Source organism: Chryseobacterium sp. Leaf394, assembly GCF_001424105.1.
GTDB lineage: Bacteria > Bacteroidota > Bacteroidia > Flavobacteriales > Weeksellaceae > Chryseobacterium.
In genome coordinates this window covers 1,203,554-1,225,424 of record NZ_LMQH01000011.1, presented here as the reverse complement: position 1 = coordinate 1,225,424, position 21,871 = coordinate 1,203,554, and the positions used below count along the sequence as shown (strand labels likewise).

Genomic DNA, 21,871 nt, shown 5'->3' with positions numbered 1-21,871 from the left:
TTTTCAGAATATTAAATAATGGCAGTCTGCCAGGTTGTGTGAAAGATTCCTTCTCTGTCGGTTCTCTGATAGGTATGTGCTCCGAAATAATCACGCTGAGCCTGAATTAAATTCACAGGCAATGATTCCGTAGTGTAGGCATCAAAATATCCTAAGGCAGACTGAATTCCTAAAGTTGAAATTCCGTTTTTAGCGGCAAATGCTGCAGTATTTCGTAAAGATGAAATTTTGGCTTTAACGATTTCTGAAATGTCCTGATCAAGTAAAATATTGGATAGATCTGAATCTTTTGTATAGGCAACATAGAATTTCTCCAGCAAAACAGAACGGATAATACATCCACCTCTCCAAATCTTCACCACATCTTTTAGAGAAGTTTCAAAACTGTATTCCTCAGAAGCCCTTACCAATAATGCCAAACCTTGGGCATAACTGATAATCGTCGCCAGATAAAGCGCCTCACCCACTTCTTTGATGAACAGTTCTGTATTTTCCGGACTTGTAATTTCGTTTTTAGAATATATTTGTGAAGCCTTTGTACGTTCTTCTTTGTAAGCCGATAAAATTCTTGAAGTCACAGCCGTATCAATATTTGGGATAGAAACTCCGATTTCCATCGCCTGCTCGGACGTCCATTTTCCGGTACCTTTCGCTCCGGCTTTATCTAAAATCTGATCAACAAGAAAACCTTCTTCCAAATCATCTTTTTGCTTAAAAATATCTCTTGTAATTTCGAGCAGATAAGAATTCATCTCGCCGGTGTTCCACTCTTTGAAAACTTCGTGGAGCTGATCGTTATTCAGTTTAGCTCCTTTTCTCAGAAGATCGTAAGCTTCACTGATCAGCTGCATGATGGCGTATTCAATTCCGTTGTGAACCATCTTTACATAGTTTCCGGCAGCACCGTTCCCCATATAAGCTGTACAGGCGTCTCCATTTACTTTCGCAGAAATCGCTTCCAGCATTGGCTGGATTAATTTAAAAGCTTCCAAATCACCTCCAGGCATAATGCTCGGTCCCCTTCTCGCACCTTCTGCACCTCCGGAAACACCGATTCCCATGAAGTGAAGATTTTTCTCCTTTAAATCAGCCACACGTCTTTCCGTATCTTTGAAGTAGGAATTACCTGCATCAATCACGATATCACCGGGAACTAAAAGAGGAGTAAGACTGTACAGAACGGCATCAACAGGAACGCCGGCAGGAACCATCAGAATAATTTTTTTGGGGCTTTCGAGTGCTGCAACAAAATCTTCTACCGTTGCGGTGCTGATGACTTTCGTTGCATGGGTTACACCTTCCTGTAATTCTCTTATTTTTATGGCATCAAGATCAAATCCTGCTATAGAAAAGCCTTTATCGGCGATGTTGTAAAGAAGATTCCGCCCCATTACACCGAGACCGATCATTCCGAAATTATATCCTTCCATTTTACTGATATTATATGAATTCTGTTATCAGCGTATAAATTTACGGAAATGCCTATGATGAAAAAAATAAAGCTTGTAAAAAAACAATCATTTTTTTATAATTATCTCATCAATAATCACATAGTGTTAATTTGCATAACACATAAAATTGAAAAAATTCAGAAAAAATAAATACCTTTTGAAATGATTTGGTTGGATCAATTTCATCAGATAAAAATGATAAGTTTAAACCGTATTCAGTTGCTCATCATAAAAGCTGATGGCTTCATCGATCACGCTGGTAATTCTTGGAAAATTGTTGTAGCGTTCTCCAAAAACTTCCAGTCCGGTAAATTCTGTAGAGATATTGCTGGCAAAAGTGCTCGTCAAATTAATCGTTCTCAAAACCTGACTTACCTGAATCAAAGTATTGATTTTATTATCGACAGATAACTGCGGCGAAAGCTGTTTTCTCAAAACTTTCAGTTCATCCAGCTGCTCTTTCGTCACCTTTTTTTTCTTCTTTCCCATGGTGTAAAATTACGTCATATGTGAATGGTATATTTTTATTTAGTGTTAACAAATTGTTACGGTGATTATATTTCTAAGCATTTTTACAATTAAACAATTTTTCTTAAATCTTTCAAATTGAAAAAACAAAAAGTTCATTACAATTCGAAAGATTTACAATTGAATATTTTTTAAAATAAATTAGATTTGTAAACAGAAATCTGCAGTACACTACGCAAATGTCTAATTTTCTGTTCTCATCAGATAAAATTTGGATTCAGCATGTTTATAAACCTGAACCAGTCGCCAGTCGCTTCAGCATTCCTTTGAAGATCAGCCCGTGGAAAGGAAGTACTGAAAACCAATATAACCTTCCCCACAATCCCTTGGGCCGGAAAACTGCTTTCTGCCACAGTTTTCCTTTTGTTAATCTGAACATCAGCCAGGCTTCTCCCGGCAGTTTCATTTCGGCAAAAAGAATAAGCTTGCCTTCTTCCCTGCTTGCGTAGATTACACGCCAAAAGTCCAGAGCATCACCCTCATGCAATTGCAGAGGATGCGTTCTGCCTCTCCTGAGACCGGGACCGCCAACCAATACATCAAGATAGCCTCTTATTTTCCAAAGACTCTGCCCGTACCAGCCATTTTTTCCACCAAGACCGAAGACACGGTCGAGACACTTTTCACGGTCGTCATATTTTTCACTTCTTATATCTTTGAAACAGCCAAAATGAGGCACTTCTATAAAATCCCTGAGTGAAGAATCATTTCTGCTGCTGATGAAACTGTCTTTCCAGCTGGATCTGATTTCATTGGCCTGAATCTTTGCCATCGTCCTCTGTAAGGCTTCTTCATAAGAAAATGGATGTACTCCCGTTATTCTTTTTATTTCAGACAAACTCTCTTTATTGCATACCACTTCTATTTTCATACTTCCGACAAGAGAACTTGCAAGACTGTAGGTTGTGGAAGTGATAAAATACAGCCAGTAAGACGACAATTTTGGTGTCATTACCGGCAGAGTAATAATAGTTCTTTTCAAGCCCCTGACTTTTGCAAAGCCAAGCAGAATTTCTTTATAAGTAAGCACATCATCACAGCCAATATCAAAACTTTTCCGGTAAGTTTCTTCTCTGAAAAGTGTAAAAATCAGAAAATCAAGCACATTTGCAATACCAATTGGCTGGCATTTTGTTGTAAGCCACTTGGGTGTAATCATTACAGGAAGTTTTTCTACCAAATCTCTGATAATCTCGAAGGAGGCGCTTCCGGAACCAATAATTATTCCTGCCCGCAAAACCGTAGTTGGTACACTGCTTTCGATCAATATTTTTTCAACATTGAACCTTGAATTAAGATGTTTAGATAATTCTTTCTGATTTACGAGTCCTGAGAGGTAAATTACATGTCGGCACTGAGTTTTTTCAATCGCAGAAACAAAATTTTCAGCACATATCTGTTCTGATTTTTCGTATTCACTGCTTGAGCTCATAGAATGCATCAGATAATAAGCACCTGAGATATCTTCTGGAATGTTTTTTAATGTTTCTTCCTTCAGAAAATCCACTTCCACCACCTCAATCAAATGATCATCAATTCCGGAAGGTTTAGAGAACCTACTGACATCACGACTGCAGCAAACAACTTTGTATCCCTGTTCAGTGATTACACTTATCATTCTCTTTCCGATGTAACCTGTTGCTCCTGTGAGTAATATTTTTTCCACGATTGATATTTTAAATGAAATATATTATACAATTTATATACCTTATCCATATAATTAGTAAAATATTTTACTAAATTTGAATAGATAAAATTAAACAATGGAAAAAGAAAATATAATTACAGAAGATAAAATATTTGAACTGTACGGCGATTACATCCTGAATCATGGTGAAAGACCCAAAAATGTTTACCGTTTCGCGAAGGACAATGAATTTGAAGAGAAAGATTTTTACAGTTACTTTTCGGGTTTTGAACAGATTGAAAAATCGATGCTGGTCAGTCTTTTTAATAAATCTGTAGAACTGGCTGCGGAGGTAAATAATTCTGCGGAAATCACGTCAAAAGAAAAACTTTTAAATGTCTACTTCATTTTTTTTGAAAATATGACGATGAACCGCTCATTGGTTCTTATGATTTTGGGGAGCGATAAAATGCATTCAGCAAAAATCTCAGGCCAGCTCCGTGACGCACACAGGAATTTTATAAAAACTCTTGATTTTGATGACTGGGTGATGATTAAAAAGGCAAAAGAAGATGTGAAAAATTTTCATGAAAAAGCAAGGGAGGAGGTTTTGTGGCTTCATCTGGTTTCATCTATTGAGTTTTGGAAAAAAGATACATCGCCTTCATTTGAGAAGACAGATATCTTTATCGAAAAAACAGTAGATACAGGATTTGAACTGATGGACAATGAACCTTTGCGAAAAGTAATCGACCTTGGTAAATTTTTATTTAAGGAAAAATTCAGAAAGGGGTAAATAATTAATTTAAATTATTGGGAGATACTTTTTAAAAGAACAGAAGAACTCCTTTAATGTAAGAACAATGATATTTAAGAATGAAAACACTTAACAGAATACCGACAGGAAAGTTAGAAAGAACAGGCAGTTTGCTGAAAGCAGGCGCCAAAGTTGGCGTTAATTACATTAAATATTACGGAAATAAAATTACAAAAGATAAAGATGAGGATGAAGCACGGCAAACACTGAATGAGGATAATGCCGCCGATATTTACGATTCTCTGAAAGAATTGAAAGGTTCAGCTTTGAAAGTTGCCCAGATGTTGAGTATGGAGAAAAATATTTTGCCTCAGGCATATGTTGAAAAATTTTCTCTGTCACAGTTTTCGGTGCCACCACTGTCGGGAGCTTTAGTAAAGAAAACATTCAGAAAGTATTTCGGGAAAAATCCGGAGGATCTGTTTGATAAGTTTACAAGTGAATCTGTGAATGCTGCAAGTATTGGGCAGGTTCACAGAGCTGAAAAAGAAGGAAAAAAACTGGCTGTAAAAATTCAGTATCCGGGAGTGAGAGAAAGCATCTCGAGCGATCTTAAAATGGTGAAGCCTATTGCTGTTAAAATGTTTAATATAAGAAAAGAAGGGTCGGAATCATATTTTCAGGAGGTCGAGAATAAACTTTTTGAAGAAACTGATTATGAACTTGAACTCAAAAGAAGTAAGGACATTTCTGAAAAATGCAGTCACCTTCCTAATCTTGATTTTCCTGAATATTATCCTGAGTTTTCATGTGAAAGAATAATTACCATGGACTGGATGGAGGGTAAACATTTTTCAGAATTTACAAAAGAGCAAAATTCTCAGTCGGATTTAAACAAGATAGGACAGACGCTGTGGGATTTTTATATGTATCAGATGCACGTTCTCAAGCAGGTTCACGCAGATCCGCATCCGGGAAACTTTTTGGTTTCTGAAGATAAAAAACTGTTGGTGATAGATTTCGGATGCATTAAGGAAATTCCGAATGACTTTTATAAACCATACTTCGAACTGGCTAAGAGAGAAAATCTGATTAATCCGGAGAAATTCAGGGAAAAGCTTTTCCAGCTCGAAATTTTGCGTCCTGATGATACTCCGCAGGAACAGACGTTTTTCACAAAATTATTCTATGAGTTGCTGGAATTGTTTACCAGACCTTTCAATGCTGTAACTTTTGATTTTTCAGACGAAACCTTTTTTACGGAGATTGCAGATCTTGGCCAGCGTTACGCAAAACTCAGCGATATGAAAGGAATGAATACGAACCGTGGGTCAAAACATTTCATTTATGTCAACAGAACATTCTTTGGTCTGTACAACATGATGCACGATTTAAAAGCCAAAGATATCATCATCAGTCAATATAAAAATTTCATACAGTAAAATGCCAGCCGGATTGCCTTCAAAAATCTGTGAAGTCTGCGGATTGCCTTTCAACTGGAGAAAAAAATGGAAAAAGAATTGGAACGAAGTAAAATACTGCAGCGAAAGATGCCGAAAAAACAAAAAATCAACATCCTCTGGTTCAGAAATGACTTAAGAATCAGAGACAGTAGGTCTCTATTTAAAATCTCTCACGAAAAATTACCTTTTCTTGCCGTGTATATTTTTGACGAAACATTTTACACCGACACACACCATGGTTTCAGGAAGATCGGAAAATTCCGGGCTAAATTTTTACTGGAAACTGTTTTGGATCTGGAAAAAAGTTTAGATCAAAAAAACATTCCTTTTCTGAAAAAATTTGGCAGGACAGAAGAAATTTTCAAACAGATATCCGGACATTTTGAGATTGAAAACATATTCTGTCAGAGAGAATGGACAAAGGAAGAAACTGAAACAGAAAATCAGGTCAGGCAAATTACACCTTCCGCAAAATGGATACGGTCTTATTCACAGCTATTGCTGGAGACAGATTTTGTTTATGATAAACTGAACAGAATTCCGTTGCTTTTTACAACATTCAGACAGAAGATTGAAAAAGATTTTAAAATTAGAAGTGAATTTGATTCTGAACATCTTATTTACGGAGGAGAAATTTTAAGTCCGCGACCGGAGAGCGATCACATCAGTATGAAAACGTTGGGTTTTGATGATTTTGAAAATAACAGTTCTACTGCATTTCCTTTTTCAGGTGGAGAAACGGAAGGTTGGCGACGGTAAAATTCCTATTTCTTTGAGACTGAAAATCTCAGTTCGTACAAGGAAACAAGAAATGGTATGACAGGCTCAGACTACAGCAGCAAATTTTCTGCGTGGCTTGCCAACGGTAGTTTATCTCCCGTATCCGTTTTTTATGAAATCAAAAAATATGAAGCTATATTTGGAAGCAACGAATCAACATACTGGTTAGTTTTCGAACTTTTGTGGCGTGATTTTTTTAAATATACTTCAATGCAGTTCAGGAACAAGATATTTCAACAGGATGGAATTGGAGAAAATGAATATGATTTTGAATCAGATCAATACTTAATCAATAACTGGATAAATGGCAAGACAGATTCTGATTTTATTAATGCCAACATGAAGGAAATTAAAAACACTGGCTGGATGAGCAACCGCGGACGACAAAATGCAGCTTCCTATTTTTGTAAAATTCTTAAACAGGATTGGCGGACAGGTGCTGCATATTTTGAAGAAATGCTCATCGACTATGATGTACACAGCAATTATGGAAACTGGATGTATCTCGCAGGAGTTGGAAATGACCCGAGAAGCAGAACATTCAATGCTGAAAAGCAGGCAGAACAGTATGATCCCGATCAAAAATTCAGAAAGTTATGGCTGAAATAAAATTATCTACCGCACAACTGATCTTTCCGCACCAACTTTTCAAAGACACAGAGTATCTCGACAAAAGTCAACCTGTTTTTTTGGTGGAAGAATTTCTTTTTTTCAGACAGTACAAATTTCACAAACAGAAAATTGCACTCCACAGAGCGAGCATGAAATTTTATGAAAATTATTTAATAAAATTAAAATTTAAGGTTGAATATATTGACAGCTATTCTCCTCTTTCTGATGTTCAAAAGCTGATAAAACATCTGGAAAAAGAAAAATTCACTAAAATTCTTATTACGGATGTTTGTGATAACTGGCTTGAAAAACGGATTAAGGAAACGAAACTAAACCTGGAAATTCTAGACAGTCCTTTGTTCATCAACACACGGGAAGATTTAAAAGAATATTTTGACGATAAAAAATCATATCATCAAACCGATTTTTACAGACAGCAGAGGATATCACGAAATATCCTGATGAAGGCCGGCAAGCCTACCGGTGGAAAATGGACTTTTGATACAGAAAACAGGAAGAAGTATCCCAAAAATAAAAAGGCACCATCCATTTATTTTCCTGAAAACAGTGAGTTTTACAAAGAAGCAAAAATCTATACTGAGAAAAATTTTGGTGAAAATTACGGTAATTTGACACCTTACCAGCTCTACCCTGCTACTTTTGAGGAAGCTGAAAACTGGTTTAATCAGTTTTTGGAATTGCGTTTCGCCGATTTTGGAGTGTATGAAGACAGCATTGTAGAACACGAACACTTTTTGCATCACAGCGTATTGTCGCCACTGCTGAATATTGGTCTATTAACCGCGGAAAATGTCTTAAAAGAAGCGATTGAATATGCGGAAGACTATAAAATACCAATCAATTCGCTGGAAGGATTTGTACGGCAGATCTTGGGTTGGCGAGAGTTTGTGAGAGGAATTTATCTGTATCAGGGAACTTTTCAGAGGAATAAAAACTACTGGAAACATCAGATTACTCTACCTGACTGTTTTTACACAGGAGAAACAGGTTTGAAACCAATCGACAGCACAATTCTGAAAGTTCTGGAGACAGGCTATGCTCATCATATTGAAAGGCTTATGCTCTTCGCAAATGTAATGAATCTTCTGAAATTAAATCCTCATGATATTTACAAGTGGTTTATGGAACTGTTTGTCGACTCGTACGACTGGGTGATGGTACCAAATGTATATGGAATGAGCAGCTACTCTGACGGCGGGAAAATGAGCACGAAACCGTACATCAGCGGAAGTAATTATATAAAAAAGATGAGCGATTATCCTGATGGTGAATGGACTGAAAAATGGGATTCCCTTTTCTGGAATTTTGTAAATGATAACCGCAATTTTTTTGAAACTAATCCAAGGCTTGGAATGATGTTGCGGACATTGGATAAAATGGCTGATGAAAAAAAATCTGAACACTTTAGAATCGCAAAACAGACAATTGAAAATTTAATATAATGACGAAAGAATTTAACTTAATACAGACAGACCGCATCATTGAAATGGCCTGGGAAGACCGTACGCCGTTTGAAGCAATAAAATATCAGTTTGGAATTCCTGAATCTGAAGTGATTGATCTGATGAGAAGAGAACTGAAACCTTCAAGTTTCAGGCTGTGGAGAAAAAGAGTGAACTCGGGTGTAAGCCAAAAACATCTGATGAAAAGAAATCCTGAAATTGAGAGATTTAAGTGTTCAAGACAGCGCGCAATAAGCCATAACAGAATTTCTAAGCGATAAATGAAATGAATAAATGCACGGAGATCACGGAGAACCAGAGTAAAAAAGTCTCTGCAATAAAGTATAAAGAAAAATCAATAGTGAATCAAACAAGAACATGAAAATATGAAAAACATAGTTATCATTGGTTGCGGGCAGGGAATTGGATTTGCCACCGCAAAACTGCTCTCAGAAAACTACAGCGTGACAGGCATCTCAAAAACTGAAAATTCTGAAATCAGAGATTTAAATATCACTTTTCACCCCATGGATATCCTCACTGGAAATCTTGATGATATTGCCTTTCCTGAGGTAATTGACGGATTGGTATATGCTCCGGGTAGTATCAATCTGAAACCTTTTAACAGGCTGACCATTGACGATTTTAAAAATGATTTTGAAATCAATTTTTTAGGTGCAGTGAAAACAGTACAGAAATTATTGCCTCAGTTAAAAAAATCTGAAAGCGCTTCAGTTGTCCTCTTCAGTTCAGTTGCCGCGAAAATTGGAATGCCTTTCCATGCATCAGTTTCAGCAAGTAAAAGCGCTGTTGAAGGTTTGGCGATAAGTCTCGCTGCTGAACTGTCTTCACAAAAAATAAGAGTCAATGCCGTTGCACCGTCTCTCACGGATACAAATCTTGCCTCACAGCTTCTTTCAACACCTGAAAAACGTGATGCTTCGGGTAAAAGACATCCTTTGCAGAGGATTGGAAATGCAGAAGAGATTGCAAAAATGGTGGAATTTTTACTGTCTGAAAACTCTTCATGGATTACCGGACAAATCATTGGGATTGACGGTGGAATGGGCAGCTTAAAACTATGATTCTTCTCAGAAAACAAAAAACCAATATCTTTACTCCAAATTAAAACTATGCAGACCGACTTTTTCATCAATCTTCTACAGAAAGTAAAAGAATTTGAAAACTCTGATTCTTACAAACCAAATGCTGATCTGGAGGACTTCCGGGTGTGGATGAATGACAAAAAGTATGCGGATGAAAGCCCTACCAAACTTTTTAAGAATGAAAATCATCAGGTTTCATTTACGGAAAATGAAATTTGCAAGCAGGTTCTTCTCTTAGGACGCTATTCAAAACTGGTGATCAGAAAAGGTCTGGGAGATTTTCCTGACCTGGCAAATGAGGAGTTTACCTATCTGTACCGTTTAAAAGATGAACCTTTCTTAACCAAAATTCAGCTGATTGAAAAAAACGGACACGAAAAACAGACAGGAACTCAAATCATCAAAAGACTGTTGGAAGCAGGATTTCTGCATGAGAAAAATGACGAAGACGATAAACGCAGCAAAAGACTTAGTCTGACCCCAAAAGGTGAGAAGGTTTTTCATGAGTCTGTTGAGAAGGTGAACAAAACGTCAAAAGTTTTATCTGGAAAATTAAGTGACTTCGAAAAAGCGGAACTGCTGAGGATTTTAAAAAAATTAAACGAATTTCACGCCCATATTTATGCTGATTATAAAAATGTAAGCATTGAAAACATTGTGGAAATTTTTGGCTAATTTTAAATATATGAAAGCTTTCTTAAACTTAAAATAAAACACTGAGTAATTGAAATCTGTTGAGAAGACGATTAAAATCTCAATTGAATTACAGAGACAGCGTAACATTATTATCCAGATACAGCACAGTATTTGAATAAAAAGTTATAATTAAAATTTCATCTGATATTTTAAGTATACTATTCAACACCAATCCTAAATCAAAATACAATGCTAAAAAAAGGAGATCACGTAAAATGGAAGTTTCAGAATGGCGAAACCCATGGAGTTGTAACGAAGATTCACACAAAAGACTTTGTTTTTATGGAACGCCAGCGAAGAGCGTCGGAAGATGAACCTCAATATGAAGTGATGAGCGAAAAAACCGGTAAATCTGCTGTGCATAAAGCGTCGGCTTTAAAGAAGATTTAGAAATTTTTTGATAAATATAAAATTTACCTGAAAACTGTTACCGAATTTGTTACTTGGTTTTATAATACTCCAAAACAAAAAAATAAGCAAACTCCTATCTATAAAGAGTTTGCTTACTGTGACTTCGGAGGGGTTCGAACCCCCAACCCTCGGAGCCGAAATCCGATATTCTATCCAGTTGAACTACGAAGCCATTTGTGTTGGAGAGTTGTAGAGTGGCAGAGACATCGGGCTTGAACCCTCAAACACTGCCACTCTCGTACTCTAAAACGTAATCTTAACGCCTCCCAAAACCTGTGCTCCTAAAACTTTGTAGCCTTGAAAAGTTTGGTATTTGGCACCGAGAAGATTGTTTCCGACTGCGAAAATACTAAAATTTTTGTGAAATCTGTACTCTGCGGATAAGTTTAAATCTGCATAACCATCAACTTTATCATCAATATCTTCTGCAGACTGATAGACAGTAGAACCTGTCACCAACGGATCAGGAACCGGCGTCAGCGTGTAAGAATTTGTGGTTCTGTCACTTGCGAAGATTCCTTTGAAGCCTAAAAGAAGTTTTTTCTCCAGCATCGTGTATTTTGCTCCGAAAGATGCAGTAAGCAAAGGAACGTTATAAATATTTTTATAATTGTTCAAATCATACTTCTGGAATCGCAATTCACCGTCAAGTACAAGATTTTCAAGCGGGAAATACTGTAAACTTCCTTTGATATCACTCACATTTCCGTCATCGTAAACAGTTGAGAAAGTATTTGCAAAGTTGTAGGCAGAACGGTTGAGCGTAAATGCATTATCAAAAAGTGAGTTGGCTCTGAAAAACATAATGTTATTCATTTTTCCAAAACCTGCAGAGACATCATACTTGAAAGTTTCGTCGATATCTCCTCTTAAACCTGCGTAAAAATGGTATTTTGTTTCCGTTGGTCTCAGATATTGGTCCGAAACTAAAAACGGATTGTCCTGTAAAAGTTCGCTGTAAGTATTCAGTTTTAAACCACCGTCTACTCCTCCATAAAATTTAAATTCATTGGCAGCAGCGTACTGGAATTCAGCCTGCGGAAACCAGTAAGTTTTATTGGACTTTAACTGTTCCGCTAAAATTAAATTATCATTTTTAGAATTTAAAAAAGCGAATGATGAACCAACGGTTAAATAGGAATCACCTTTTCTGAAACTCACTTTTGGAGTTAAATGAGCGTTTACAAAGTTGGAGGTATTGGCGTCTCTGATGGTGAATTCTGTTTTCACGGCGTCCAAACCTAAACCTAAATCAGCGCTGAGTGTAAAGCCGGAATCTCCGAGTTCTACAGCGTGTTTGGAAAGATTTGCCAAAGCAGAAACCTGATTTTCCTTTGCATCATAATGGTCGGTCAGAAATGAAGATTTTACTCTTACATCATTCAGAATTTCGTTGGAATAAAAATCGTAGTAACCGTTTACTTTAAACTGATTGACCTTTTGGTCTAAGTTGACACCCGCATCAGGCTGTAGCGCATAGATTCCATAATAGTTGAAATGATCCAAACCATATTCTGCATTCAGATTAAATTTCCCTTTTTCACCGTATGAATTCATGAAAGCACCAATGGTTGCAGCACTTTGCTTCGAATCCCACGCATAATCTTTTTTCAGCCCCTGTGTAGAAAGCCAATGTGCATCTGCACCAACTTCAAGTTTGTTTTCGAGAACTTTAGAAACGTGGGCATCACCTAAGATTTTGCCATAATTTCCCATTCCAAACTGGATGTAGTTGTCCTGAGCCGTTTCATCAAATTTCGGAGCTACATCTTCCCCCTGAATGGTTGATGTCTTAAAATCGCTTACCACAGGAACATCAGTGATGGTATATTTTACAGGATTGGCAGATTTTTCTTCAGGCGGATAGTTTTTCACCGTTTCCACTGAAGTTTTTTTCTTCTCAATTTTTTTTACTTCCGGCTCTCTTTTTTTATTAAGTATCAGTTTTTCCTCTTTGATCTGCGAGAAAGCAACTGAATAAATTCCCAGAAATAATATGGATAGTATTTGAATTTGCTTGTTCATTTTTAAAAATTGTATTAATGTATAATGTGATGTATTATGTTTTCTGCTTTGTACATTTTACTCTGTACATCGTACATCTTACTTTTTAATCGTTTTTTTAACCTCTTTTGCTTCCGCTACAATTTCCGGGAAGTCTGCATAGTTTGATATAATCTGGTCGCAGGTATAGCTCGCCTGATAATTATCTTTTAAACCCACATAATTTTTAGCCATTAAAACCAATGCTTTTGCACCCCAATATTCTTCCGACGCATAATTGTTGGCCAGCTTGAAAATAGTTTCATTGGAAGTTTTAAATGACTTCGCCTTATTCTGATAAAAGGCTTTTGCATACAGAGATTCTGCAGCAACTTCCGTATTGGAAGATTTTTCCAGAGCAGCAAATGCCGATTGCGCATCTTTATCTTTACCTGCATTCATCAGACTTCTTGCCTTAATGACTTTCGCCGTTTCAATAACAGCAGCTGAGTTTTTATTATTTGAAATAACTGCGTCAGCTAATTTTTCGGCCTGAGAGAAATTCTTCTCCTCAGCATAAATTTTCATCATTTCCACATTTGCGTAGTTTCTGATGTTGATGTCTGAAGAATTAACAAGACTTTCAAGATATTTTTTCGCTTCAGAAGAATTTCCCTGAGCGATGTAAATCTGCGCCAGTCTGGTTTGCGCATCGTCCTGATAGTCGTTGGCTACATTTCCTACCTCCTGAAGAACCAATAAAGCTTTAGTGGAATTTTTGGTTTGATAATAACTTTCACCCAACTCGTATTTCGCCTGATAAAGACCTTCTCCGCTTGGATTTTGAGTCAAATATTTCTCGTAATAAGAAATGGCATTCTTGTAATCTTTTTTAGCAAAGAACTGCTTTCCTGTAGAAAGGTTGATCTCATCAATTTCAGAAGCATCTACATTAACGCCTAAATTTCTGGCAAAAGTTTCGTAACCTGAAACATCTCCATTTTTGGTAAAGATCGGTTTGGCAGCCTGCACAATTTTATCTGCGTACTGCGTATTTTTATATTGCTGACCCAGAGAAGTCAGTTCCGAAAGTGCCTTATCGTTCTGGTTCTGGTCAATCAAATTCTGAGCTTTGTAAATAGAAGCGTTGGCAACCAAATCGCGGTCAGAAGAAGATTTAATTACTTTTGCAAAGAAATCTGAAGAGTTTGAAAAATCATCCTGACTTGCATAGGCAACACCAATTTCGTACTGAGCATCGTCTGTGTATTCTGAATCCGGATATTTCGAAATTAAAGATTTCAGGTTGGTAATTTTAGCATTGTTATCACCTTTAAATCCTAAAGCCATCGCCTTTTGGAACAAAGTATAATCTGTTGCATCCTGATTTTGGTCGTACACGGCAATCGCTGCATCCAGATCGTTGTTGGCATAATCGATATCCGCTAAACGAAGCTGGGCATCGCTTTTATATTCCGTTTTAGGATTATTTAAGTACTGTTTAAAGTATTTCTGAGCCTGATCAAACTTTTTCGATTTAAAATAAGCATAACCCAAATCATAAGGTAACTGCTGTTTTTCAGGGAAAGTTTCGGATAAAAGCTTTTCGTAACGCACGATTGCTGAAGGATAATTTCCTTTCTGATAATAAGTCTGTCCGAGCCAGTACAGCGCACGGCTGTTGAATTCTTTATTGATATTAAATTCTAAACTTCTCAAAAGAAAACGTTCAGCTTCATCAAAATTACCTTTGTTAAATTCTTCCGTTCCCAAAAGATAAGAAACTTCCTGATCAATTTTATCGATTTCCGGTGTGGAATTCTGAAGTCTGTCGATTGCATTTAAAGTTTCACGGTAGTTCCCCGAATACAGATAAGATTTCACCAAAAGTGATTTCATCTCGGTATTGTCTGCCTCCGCTTTGTTCTCAGTCATGTAATTCTGAATAACCTGAGAAGCATTCTCAAACGGATTTCCGATGTCGTAACTCAATTTTGCATATTGCTCCTGAGCCAGCTTTTTCACACCTTTATCATAATTCATCTGATAAGAAGATCTGAATGCCGAAAGTGCTTCCTGCTTTTTGCCAACTTCCAGATAAGCATTTCCTAACTGGTAATAAGCATTCTGAGCCAAAGCCGAATTGGAATTCACCAGTTGATTGTAATAAGATACCGCTTCGTCATGCTTTTTCAGTTTTGCGGCAACAAATCCCATTTCGTAAAGATCATTTTCTGAAGGATTGAGCTGTACAGCGAGATAATCTTTGAGGTGAGGATATGCAGAAGTGTAGTCGTCTTTCATGAAATAACTTTCCCCGATGATTTTGTGAACTTCCGCTTTGTAAGATTCAGAAATATCTTCGTTTAAAAGTGCGTTTCCTTCTGTAATTGCCTTATCGTAATCCTTTTCATTAAAATACATCTGCACATAGTAAGGTCTCACGAGTTTCGAATATTTCTCTTCATTTTTAATGGAATCAAAATACTGAAAAGCTTTGTCATTATTTCTGCCGGCATAATTTAAATGTCCAAGCATGTAAGCGATATCGCCTTTCTGTGTACCGTCGGCAGTTTTGTAAGCTTCTTCCAAAGCATCGATCGCACCTTTGGCATCACCGAGCATAAATTTGGCATAACCCAGTTTCATGATGTACTGCGTGTTCTCCTCTTTTGTCAGCTGATACTGGTTAACTTTTTTTAAAGTTTCGAGCGCTTTTTTGAAATCTTTTTTGGCTAAATAATAATCAGCCAGCGGAAGATTCGCCTGTGCGAAATAAGCAGATTTCGGATATTCTTTGATGAAAGCTGTCAAACCTTCTTCCGCATGATTTTTCTGAAGAATCACACCGATGACATTATCAAAAAACTGAGCAGCTTCCTTTTTGGATCTTGAAAGATTCTGATTGTAAAAGTACTGTCTTGCGTATTCGTACTGTGAAGCGTTGTATATTTTGGTTTGATACAGATTTTCGGCAAGACCGAATCTGTAGTTTTCTTTTTGGCTGAAATATTGTGACTGCTGTGCGTCGGAAATCCCGAAATAGATGACAGCAGCGGCTAAAAGTATTTTTTTTGATCTCATTAATTACAAAATTTTTGAATGATCTGTGTTGAATATTAAGTGTTTAAGTCTTTAAAATTAATGATAATATTTATCCACAATTTACCAACGAAAATATCAAAAAGATATTGTTTAAACAAGGTTTTTAACATATTGTTAGTATGTGGATTATTTTTTAAAGTTAATTAACTTTCCCTTAAGAAATGTTAAGAAAAACGTAATATTCTGAAAGATTTAGTTACATTTGTTTTTTTCAATTCAAATAAACTATTAATGAATCAACTTTTCAGAAGAAAGATCTATTCAGAAACCGATACTTCCACTTCATTGCTCCGTGTTTTAGGGGTTTGGGACATTGTTTTTTTTGGAATTGCCGCCATCATCGGCGCGGGAAGCTTCAGCAGCCTAGGCGAGGCCATTTTCCGCGGAGGTCCAGGAGTTATTCTGCTGTATCTCATCTGTGGTTTTGCATGCGGATTTACAGCTCTTTGCTACGCTGAGTTTGCGAGCCGAATTCCTACTGCCGGATCTGCTTACACCTACGCTTACGCAAGTTTTGGTGAATTGATTGCGTGGATCATCGGTTGGGCTCTGATTATGGAATATTCTTTTGGTAATATTTACGTTGCATTCTCATGGTCAGATTATTTTACAAGTTTCCTCGGAAGACTTGATGTACATATTCCTGAATATTTCAGCTGCAGTTATACTGAGGCCAAAAAAGCCTTCTTCAGCACGCCACAGTCTACCAATAACGAACTTTTAAATGCCTGGAAAAATGCTCCGGTAATCGGAGGTTTAAAAATAATTCTTGACATTCCGGCTTTGGTTATCAATGGCTTAATCACATGGCTGTGCTTTGTCGGAGTTAAAGAAAGTAAGAATTTCAATAATGTTTTGGTCATTTTAAAACTTGCCGTAATTGTACTTGTAATTTTGGTCGGATTTAAATTTATCAATACCGGAAACTGGACTCCTCTGAATCCTGAAACACAGGTAACTTCATTTATGCCAAACGGTTTTGCAGGAGTAATGAGTGCTGTTTCGGGAGTGTTTTTTGCCTACATTGGGTTTGATGCGCTGAGTGTACTTTCGGAAGAAACTAAAGATCCGCAGAAAACTTTACCTAAGGGAATGATCATTTCCCTTGCACTGTGTACCGTAATTTATATCGCTCTGACTTTAGTTTTGACCGGAATGGTAGATTACAGAAAGTTTGACGGCGTTGGAGATCCGCTTTCTTTTATTTTCGAGAGAACCAATGCCAATGTCGCGTGGATGGAACTTACGGTGTCATTTATTGCCATTATTGCGATTACAACAGTACTTTTGGTATTCCAGATGGGGCAGCCGAGAATCTGGTATGCGATGAGTCGCGACGGACTGATGCCTAAAAAATTTCAGAATGTTCACCCAAAATACAAAACACCATCTTTCGCAACCATCGTAACTGGTATTGTGGTAGGTATCCCTATTCTTTTTACTGATAAAAGTTTCATACTTGATTTCACAAGTATTGGAACTATTTTCGCTTTTGTGTTGGTATGTGCAGGAGTTTTGATGTTGCCCGCTAAACAGAAAATTAAAGGTAGATTTCACCTTCCTTACATCAATGGAAAGATTATTTTTCCTGTTATTTTCATTGGAACTGTGATTGGATTTTACTATTTCCAGCCAGCGTTTTTTGAAAATTTAATGGATTGGAACGATCCTAAAGAAGGAGAATTCAGAGCTTCGATATTCTTTTTTATCATCATTAATCTGATTCTCTGTGTTTTCACTTTTATTAAAAATTTCTCTTTAATTCCTTTGATTGGTTTAAGTTCGTGTCTTTATCTTCTAACCGGAATGAGCCACGACAATTGGTTCTGGTTTGGACTTTGGTTTGCGATCGGGCTTGTAATCTATTTCTTTTACGGCTACAGAAACAGCAAACTGAAACAGGCTTAAAGTTTTGAAAAAAATACTTTTTATACTTGTCCTGATGATTTTGGGATGCAGTGAAAAGACTGAAAATATCGGTTCTTCTCCGGTTGAAAATAGTGTAGAAAGAGTTTCGTACAAGGAATTTTTAAATCAGATTAAATCAAAAACTGAGGCTGAAAAGAGAAAGTATTTTTTGAGATACATCAATTATGACATTCCGGAATACTGGCAAGGCACACCATGGTCTTTTGGAGGTACAACACGTAATCCTCAATCGGGAACTATTGCCTGCGGATACTTTGTAACCAACATTTTAAGTGATTTTGGTATTAAAATTGAACGCGTTTACTTAGCACAACAGCCTTCTTCTGTGATGATTAAAAAACTTTGTACCGAAATCAAATATTTCAATAAAAGAGAAGATTTAGAGAACTACATTTTATCCAAACCGCAAAATACAGTCTACATTGTCGGACTCGATTTTCATACAGGATTTATCACACGGGAGAACAGAGACACTTATTTTATCCACTCCAATTACATTCAGAATAAAGGAGTGGTAAAAGAAAAAACCGAAAGCTCAAAAGCTTTGAACGCTTCAAAAACCTACATGATCGGAACTTTAAAATATTAAAGTTATGTCTGAGAGAATAAAAATATTCAGTGAATTCTATCAGTTTTATCTCACTGAACACAGCAAAACAGGAACAAGAATTTTACATTTCACCGGCACCCTGCTGGTATTTTTTGTCATTGGTTATGTTATTTATTCAGGTAAGGAAAGGTTTCTATGGTATGTTCCGCTATTTGGCTACGGCTTTGCATGGTTGAGCCATGCTGTGATTGAAAGAAACACTCCTGCGACTTTCAAATATCCTTTCTGGTCACTCGTTTCGGATTTTAAACTATTTTTTGATCTTTTGACCGGAAAACAGAAATTCTCTAAACCAAAAGTAGAAGTTGACAGGGATGAAGAAGTTTCAGAAAATCTAAATTCAAAATAATTTTCAATATGAAGACAATATCATTTATTAAACTGTTTTTCATCTCATTTTCAGCATTTATTCTTTTAAACTGTACTGCGACTTCTCAAACGGCAAACTCAGCAGAAAAAACACTGTTTGTAGGCTCAGAAACTAAAGACTGTACTGGTGTAATGCCGATGAAATGTCTTCAGGTAAGAGAAAATGCGGCCGACAGTTGGGGAAATTTCTATTCGAATATTGAAGGATTTACCTATGAACCAGGATTTGAATATGAATTGAAAGTGAAAACTGAGAAAATCGCCAATCCACCAATGGACGGATCTTCAATAAAATATATATTGGTAAAACAGGTTTCGAAAGTTAAGAAATAAAAAAAACCGCTCTTTAAAAAAGCGGTTTTCAGATTTATTTAATATTCCAATTAAAATATTGCTGGATATTTCTCAGGATTTGTTTCATTAAACATAGCATAAATTCTTTCAACCATATCATCGGCAGATGGCTTCGAGAAATAATCTCCGTCACTCGCATAAGCAGGTCTGTGATCGTTGGCAGCAATTGTTAACGGATCAGAATCCAAATACCTGAAAGCTTTTTGCTTTTCTAAAATCTGCTGAAGAATAAACGCTGAAGTTCCACCCTCCACATCTTCGTCGATAACCACCAACCTGTTGGTTTTCTTCACCGATTCAGCGATTTCATGAGACAAATCGAATGGAATTAACGACTGTACATCAATCACTTCCGCCGAAATTCCTAATTTCTCAAGTTCATTTGCAGCTTCGGTAACAATTCTCCAGGTTGAACCGTACGTTACCAACGTTACATCTTTTCCTTCTTTTGTCACTTCAATTTTCCCTACAGGTACAGTGAATTCACCGATGTTATCAGGTTGTTTTTCTTTTAATCTGTATCCATTCAAACATTCAACGATTACGGCTGGCTCGTCGCTTTGTAGCATGGTGTTGTAAAATCCTGCTGCTTTCGTTAAGTTTCTCGGCACCAAAATAAGAATACCTTTTGAAAGATTTAAAATCCCTGCCATTGGCGAACCAGAATGCCATACACCTTCCAGTCTGTGACCTCTCGTTCTGATGATTACAGGTGCTTTTTGTCCGCCTTTTGTTCTGTACTGAACGGTTGCCAAATCATCGCTCATTCCTTGTAAACAATACAAGATATAATCTAAATACTGTATTTCAGCAATGGGTCTTAAACCTCTCATTGCCATCCCGATTCCCTGTCCGAGAATCGTAGCTTCACGGATTCCGGTATCGGCAACACGAAGTTCACCGTATTTTTCCTGCATTCCTTCAAGACCCTGGTTCACGTCGCCGATATTTCCGGCATCTTCACCAAAGACCAAAGTTTCAGGATATTTATTGAAAATTTTATCGAAATTATTTCTGATCACTACTCTGCCATCCACATCTTCAGAAGAATCTGAATAAACAGGTTTTACTTCTTTTACATTTTCAGCCTTCCATTCAGACTGAGAATATAAGTGAGAAGAATAATTGTCTTTTTCAACCTCAAAAATCTCATTGTACTTCTGCATCAGCTGATTTCTTTCTGACGAACTGCTTCCTCTTGTTGCCAGTAAAGATTTTCTCACTAAGTGGAAAACATCCTTTTTAGCTTTTGAAACCAATTTATTGAAATTATTGACGTGATTTTCAATTTCAGAATTTTGTCCCTTTAAATTTTCAACCAAAGGTAAAACTGATTTTGTAAGGTCAGTGATTGTCTTCTGATAGTTTTCCCATGCAGTTTTCTGTCCGCTTTTTACATGTTTCTTTGCTTCTTCATCGATCGCGTCCAGCTCTTCTGCAGTTGCCAGCACTTCTTCTTTACCTTCAATTTCGATTGAGTAGTTTAAAATCCATTCTCTGAATTTTACCAAACCATCAAAATCAGCTTCCCATGCAAGTCTTTCTTCGTTTTTATATCTTTCATGAGATCCTGAAGTTGAGTGCCCCTGAGGCTGCGTCACTTCGATGACATGGACCACCACAGGAACAGATTCTGTTCTTGCAAAATGCTCAGCTCTTGCATAGGCATCCAACAGCGAAGCATAATCCCAGGCTTTCACCTGAATAATTTCACAACCCTGAAATTCACCTTCTTTTCTCTGGAATCCGCTGAGCATTTCAGCAATATCAGCTTTAGCACGCTGCTTCATCGTAGGTACAGATATTCCATAGCCATCATCCCAAATCGAAACAATCATTGGAACCTGTAATGCACATGCAGCGTTTAAAGTTTCCCAGAAATGACCTTCCGCAGTAGAAGCATCACCAATCGTCCCAAACGCAACTTCATTACCATCCTGAGAAAATTTTTCAGAACCCTCAAATTTTACTGATTTATATATTTTGGAGGCCTGTGCAAGACCCAATAATCTTGGCATTTGCCCTGCAGTAGGAGAAATATCAGAAGAAATATTCTTTTGTGCTGTTAAATCTTTCCAGCTTCCATCTTCATTCAAACTTCTTGTAGCGTAGTGACCGTTCATCTGTCTACCTGCAGACGCAGGCTCACGCTCAACACTTGTATCTGCGTACAGCTGAGCGAAGAAACTTTCAACAGTAAGAGCATCTGCTGCCAATGCAAAAGTCTGATCTCTGTAATATCCGGAGCGGAAATCTCCATTTTTAAAAACTTTAGCCATTGCAAGCTGTGGAAGTTCCTTACCATCCCCGAAAATACCAAATTTTGCTTTTCCGGTAAGTACCTCTCTTCTGCCAAGATAAGACATCTCGCGGGAAATTCTTCCTAATTTGTAATCGCTAAGTATCTGATTTTTAAAATCCTGAAAAGAAATCTGCTGCGTTTCTATATAAGTTGTCTGCATTACAATATGATTTTTACAAATATAAATAATTTTTACTGTTTGCGATAAAACAATTTTATAGAATTCATATTTTTTTAGAATTATTTTAAAAATTTGATAAATTTGAAAGATTGCAAAATCTTTGTTTAAAAAAGAATCATTTTAAAAAGGATTAACTGCAAAAAA

Annotated in this window: 20 protein-coding genes and 1 tRNA gene; 14 read left to right on the top strand and 7 right to left on the bottom strand. The window is 36.9% G+C overall.

The window, feature by feature from the left end; all coding sequences use genetic code 11:
* Window positions 1-11: 11 nt before the first annotated feature.
* From gndA to ASG21_RS10060, 3 genes are all read right to left on the bottom strand, one after another.
* The gene (gene gndA, locus ASG21_RS10070) at window positions 12-1,430 is read right to left on the bottom strand and encodes an NADP-dependent phosphogluconate dehydrogenase (protein WP_056079146.1); all 1,419 of its coding nucleotides are present in this window, start codon (window positions 1,428-1,430) and stop codon (window positions 12-14) included.
* 225 nt (window positions 1,431-1,655) lie between these two features.
* Complete coding sequence (locus ASG21_RS10065) at window positions 1,656-1,940, bottom strand: hypothetical protein (protein WP_056079142.1); 285 nt, start codon at window positions 1,938-1,940, stop codon at window positions 1,656-1,658.
* A gap of 265 nt (window positions 1,941-2,205) precedes the next feature.
* Window positions 2,206-3,645: an SDR family oxidoreductase gene (locus ASG21_RS10060; RefSeq protein WP_082482413.1), complete on the bottom strand. Its 1,440-nt coding sequence runs from the start codon at window positions 3,643-3,645 to the stop codon at window positions 2,206-2,208.
* Between the two features lie 97 nt (window positions 3,646-3,742).
* On the opposite strand from ASG21_RS10060, the gene ASG21_RS10055 reads away from it, so the two are divergent.
* The 10 genes from ASG21_RS10055 (at window position 3,743) to ASG21_RS10020 (ending at window position 10,873) form a co-directional block, all read left to right on the top strand.
* Window positions 3,743-4,402 (top strand): TetR family transcriptional regulator C-terminal domain-containing protein, encoded by a 660-nt coding sequence (locus tag ASG21_RS10055; protein ID WP_056079140.1) that lies wholly within the window; start codon window positions 3,743-3,745, stop codon window positions 4,400-4,402.
* A gap of 80 nt (window positions 4,403-4,482) precedes the next feature.
* Window positions 4,483-5,805, top strand: a complete 1,323-nt coding sequence (locus ASG21_RS10050) for an AarF/UbiB family protein (protein ID WP_056079139.1) — start codon at window positions 4,483-4,485, stop codon at window positions 5,803-5,805.
* A 1-nt stretch (window position 5,806) separates the two neighbouring features.
* Window positions 5,807-5,962 (top strand): DUF2256 domain-containing protein, encoded by a 156-nt coding sequence (locus ASG21_RS19935; RefSeq protein WP_082482412.1) that lies wholly within the window; start codon window positions 5,807-5,809, stop codon window positions 5,960-5,962.
* A complete protein-coding gene (locus ASG21_RS20605; protein WP_241773484.1) occupies window positions 5,914-6,585 on the top strand; it encodes a deoxyribodipyrimidine photo-lyase in 672 nt (223 codons plus the stop codon). Before ASG21_RS19935 ends, ASG21_RS20605 begins: the two co-directional genes overlap by 49 nt.
* Before the next feature lie 57 nt (window positions 6,586-6,642).
* On the top strand, window positions 6,643-7,215 hold the full coding sequence (locus ASG21_RS20600; RefSeq protein WP_241773483.1) for an FAD-binding domain-containing protein: 573 nt from the start codon (window positions 6,643-6,645) through the stop codon (window positions 7,213-7,215).
* The gene (locus tag ASG21_RS10040) at window positions 7,203-8,681 is read left to right on the top strand and encodes a cryptochrome/photolyase family protein (RefSeq protein ID WP_056079136.1); all 1,479 of its coding nucleotides are present in this window, start codon (window positions 7,203-7,205) and stop codon (window positions 8,679-8,681) included. Before ASG21_RS20600 ends, ASG21_RS10040 begins: the two co-directional genes overlap by 13 nt.
* On the top strand, window positions 8,681-8,962 hold the full coding sequence (locus ASG21_RS10035) for a TIGR03643 family protein (protein ID WP_056079132.1): 282 nt from the start codon (window positions 8,681-8,683) through the stop codon (window positions 8,960-8,962). The genes ASG21_RS10040 and ASG21_RS10035 overlap by 1 nt, the downstream gene beginning before the upstream one ends.
* Before the next feature lie 105 nt (window positions 8,963-9,067).
* Window positions 9,068-9,766, top strand: coding sequence for an SDR family oxidoreductase (locus ASG21_RS10030; RefSeq protein WP_056079129.1), 699 nt, complete (start codon window positions 9,068-9,070; stop codon window positions 9,764-9,766).
* 48 nt (window positions 9,767-9,814) lie between these two features.
* A complete protein-coding gene (locus ASG21_RS10025; protein ID WP_056079126.1) occupies window positions 9,815-10,462 on the top strand; it encodes a MarR family transcriptional regulator in 648 nt (215 codons plus the stop codon).
* 210 nt (window positions 10,463-10,672) lie between these two features.
* The gene (locus tag ASG21_RS10020; RefSeq protein ID WP_056079123.1) at window positions 10,673-10,873 is read left to right on the top strand and encodes a DUF2945 domain-containing protein; all 201 of its coding nucleotides are present in this window, start codon (window positions 10,673-10,675) and stop codon (window positions 10,871-10,873) included.
* 119 nt (window positions 10,874-10,992) lie between these two features.
* On the opposite strand, the gene ASG21_RS10015 is transcribed toward ASG21_RS10020, so the two are convergent.
* From ASG21_RS10015 to ASG21_RS10005, 3 genes are all read right to left on the bottom strand, one after another.
* Window positions 10,993-11,066 (bottom strand) — tRNA-Arg (locus ASG21_RS10015).
* A gap of 71 nt (window positions 11,067-11,137) precedes the next feature.
* Entirely contained in the window at window positions 11,138-12,919 is a 1,782-nt protein-coding gene (locus ASG21_RS10010) for a TonB-dependent receptor (protein ID WP_056079121.1), read from the bottom strand.
* A gap of 78 nt (window positions 12,920-12,997) precedes the next feature.
* On the bottom strand, window positions 12,998-15,961 hold the full coding sequence (locus ASG21_RS10005) for a tetratricopeptide repeat protein (protein ID WP_056079118.1): 2,964 nt from the start codon (window positions 15,959-15,961) through the stop codon (window positions 12,998-13,000).
* 252 nt (window positions 15,962-16,213) lie between these two features.
* Here ASG21_RS10005 and ASG21_RS10000 point away from each other — a divergent pair, with 252 nt between their 5' ends.
* The 4 genes from ASG21_RS10000 to ASG21_RS09985 are packed head-to-tail and all read left to right on the top strand — an operon-like array spanning window position 16,214 to window position 19,223.
* Window positions 16,214-17,890, top strand: a complete 1,677-nt coding sequence (locus tag ASG21_RS10000; protein ID WP_056079116.1) for an amino acid permease — start codon at window positions 16,214-16,216, stop codon at window positions 17,888-17,890.
* Window positions 17,891-17,894: 4 nt separating this feature from the next.
* Window positions 17,895-18,500: a hypothetical protein gene (locus ASG21_RS09995; protein ID WP_128414272.1), complete on the top strand. Its 606-nt coding sequence runs from the start codon at window positions 17,895-17,897 to the stop codon at window positions 18,498-18,500.
* A 4-nt stretch (window positions 18,501-18,504) separates the two neighbouring features.
* Window positions 18,505-18,870, top strand: coding sequence for a DUF962 domain-containing protein (locus tag ASG21_RS09990; RefSeq protein ID WP_056079111.1), 366 nt, complete (start codon window positions 18,505-18,507; stop codon window positions 18,868-18,870).
* Between the two features lie 8 nt (window positions 18,871-18,878).
* Complete coding sequence (locus ASG21_RS09985) at window positions 18,879-19,223, top strand: DUF4377 domain-containing protein (protein ID WP_056079107.1); 345 nt, start codon at window positions 18,879-18,881, stop codon at window positions 19,221-19,223.
* Window positions 19,224-19,273: 50 nt separating this feature from the next.
* Here ASG21_RS09985 and ASG21_RS09980 read toward each other — a convergent pair whose 3' ends face one another.
* On the bottom strand, window positions 19,274-21,706 hold the full coding sequence (locus ASG21_RS09980; RefSeq protein ID WP_056079105.1) for a thiamine pyrophosphate-dependent enzyme: 2,433 nt from the start codon (window positions 21,704-21,706) through the stop codon (window positions 19,274-19,276).
* Window positions 21,707-21,871: the final 165 nt, after the last annotated feature.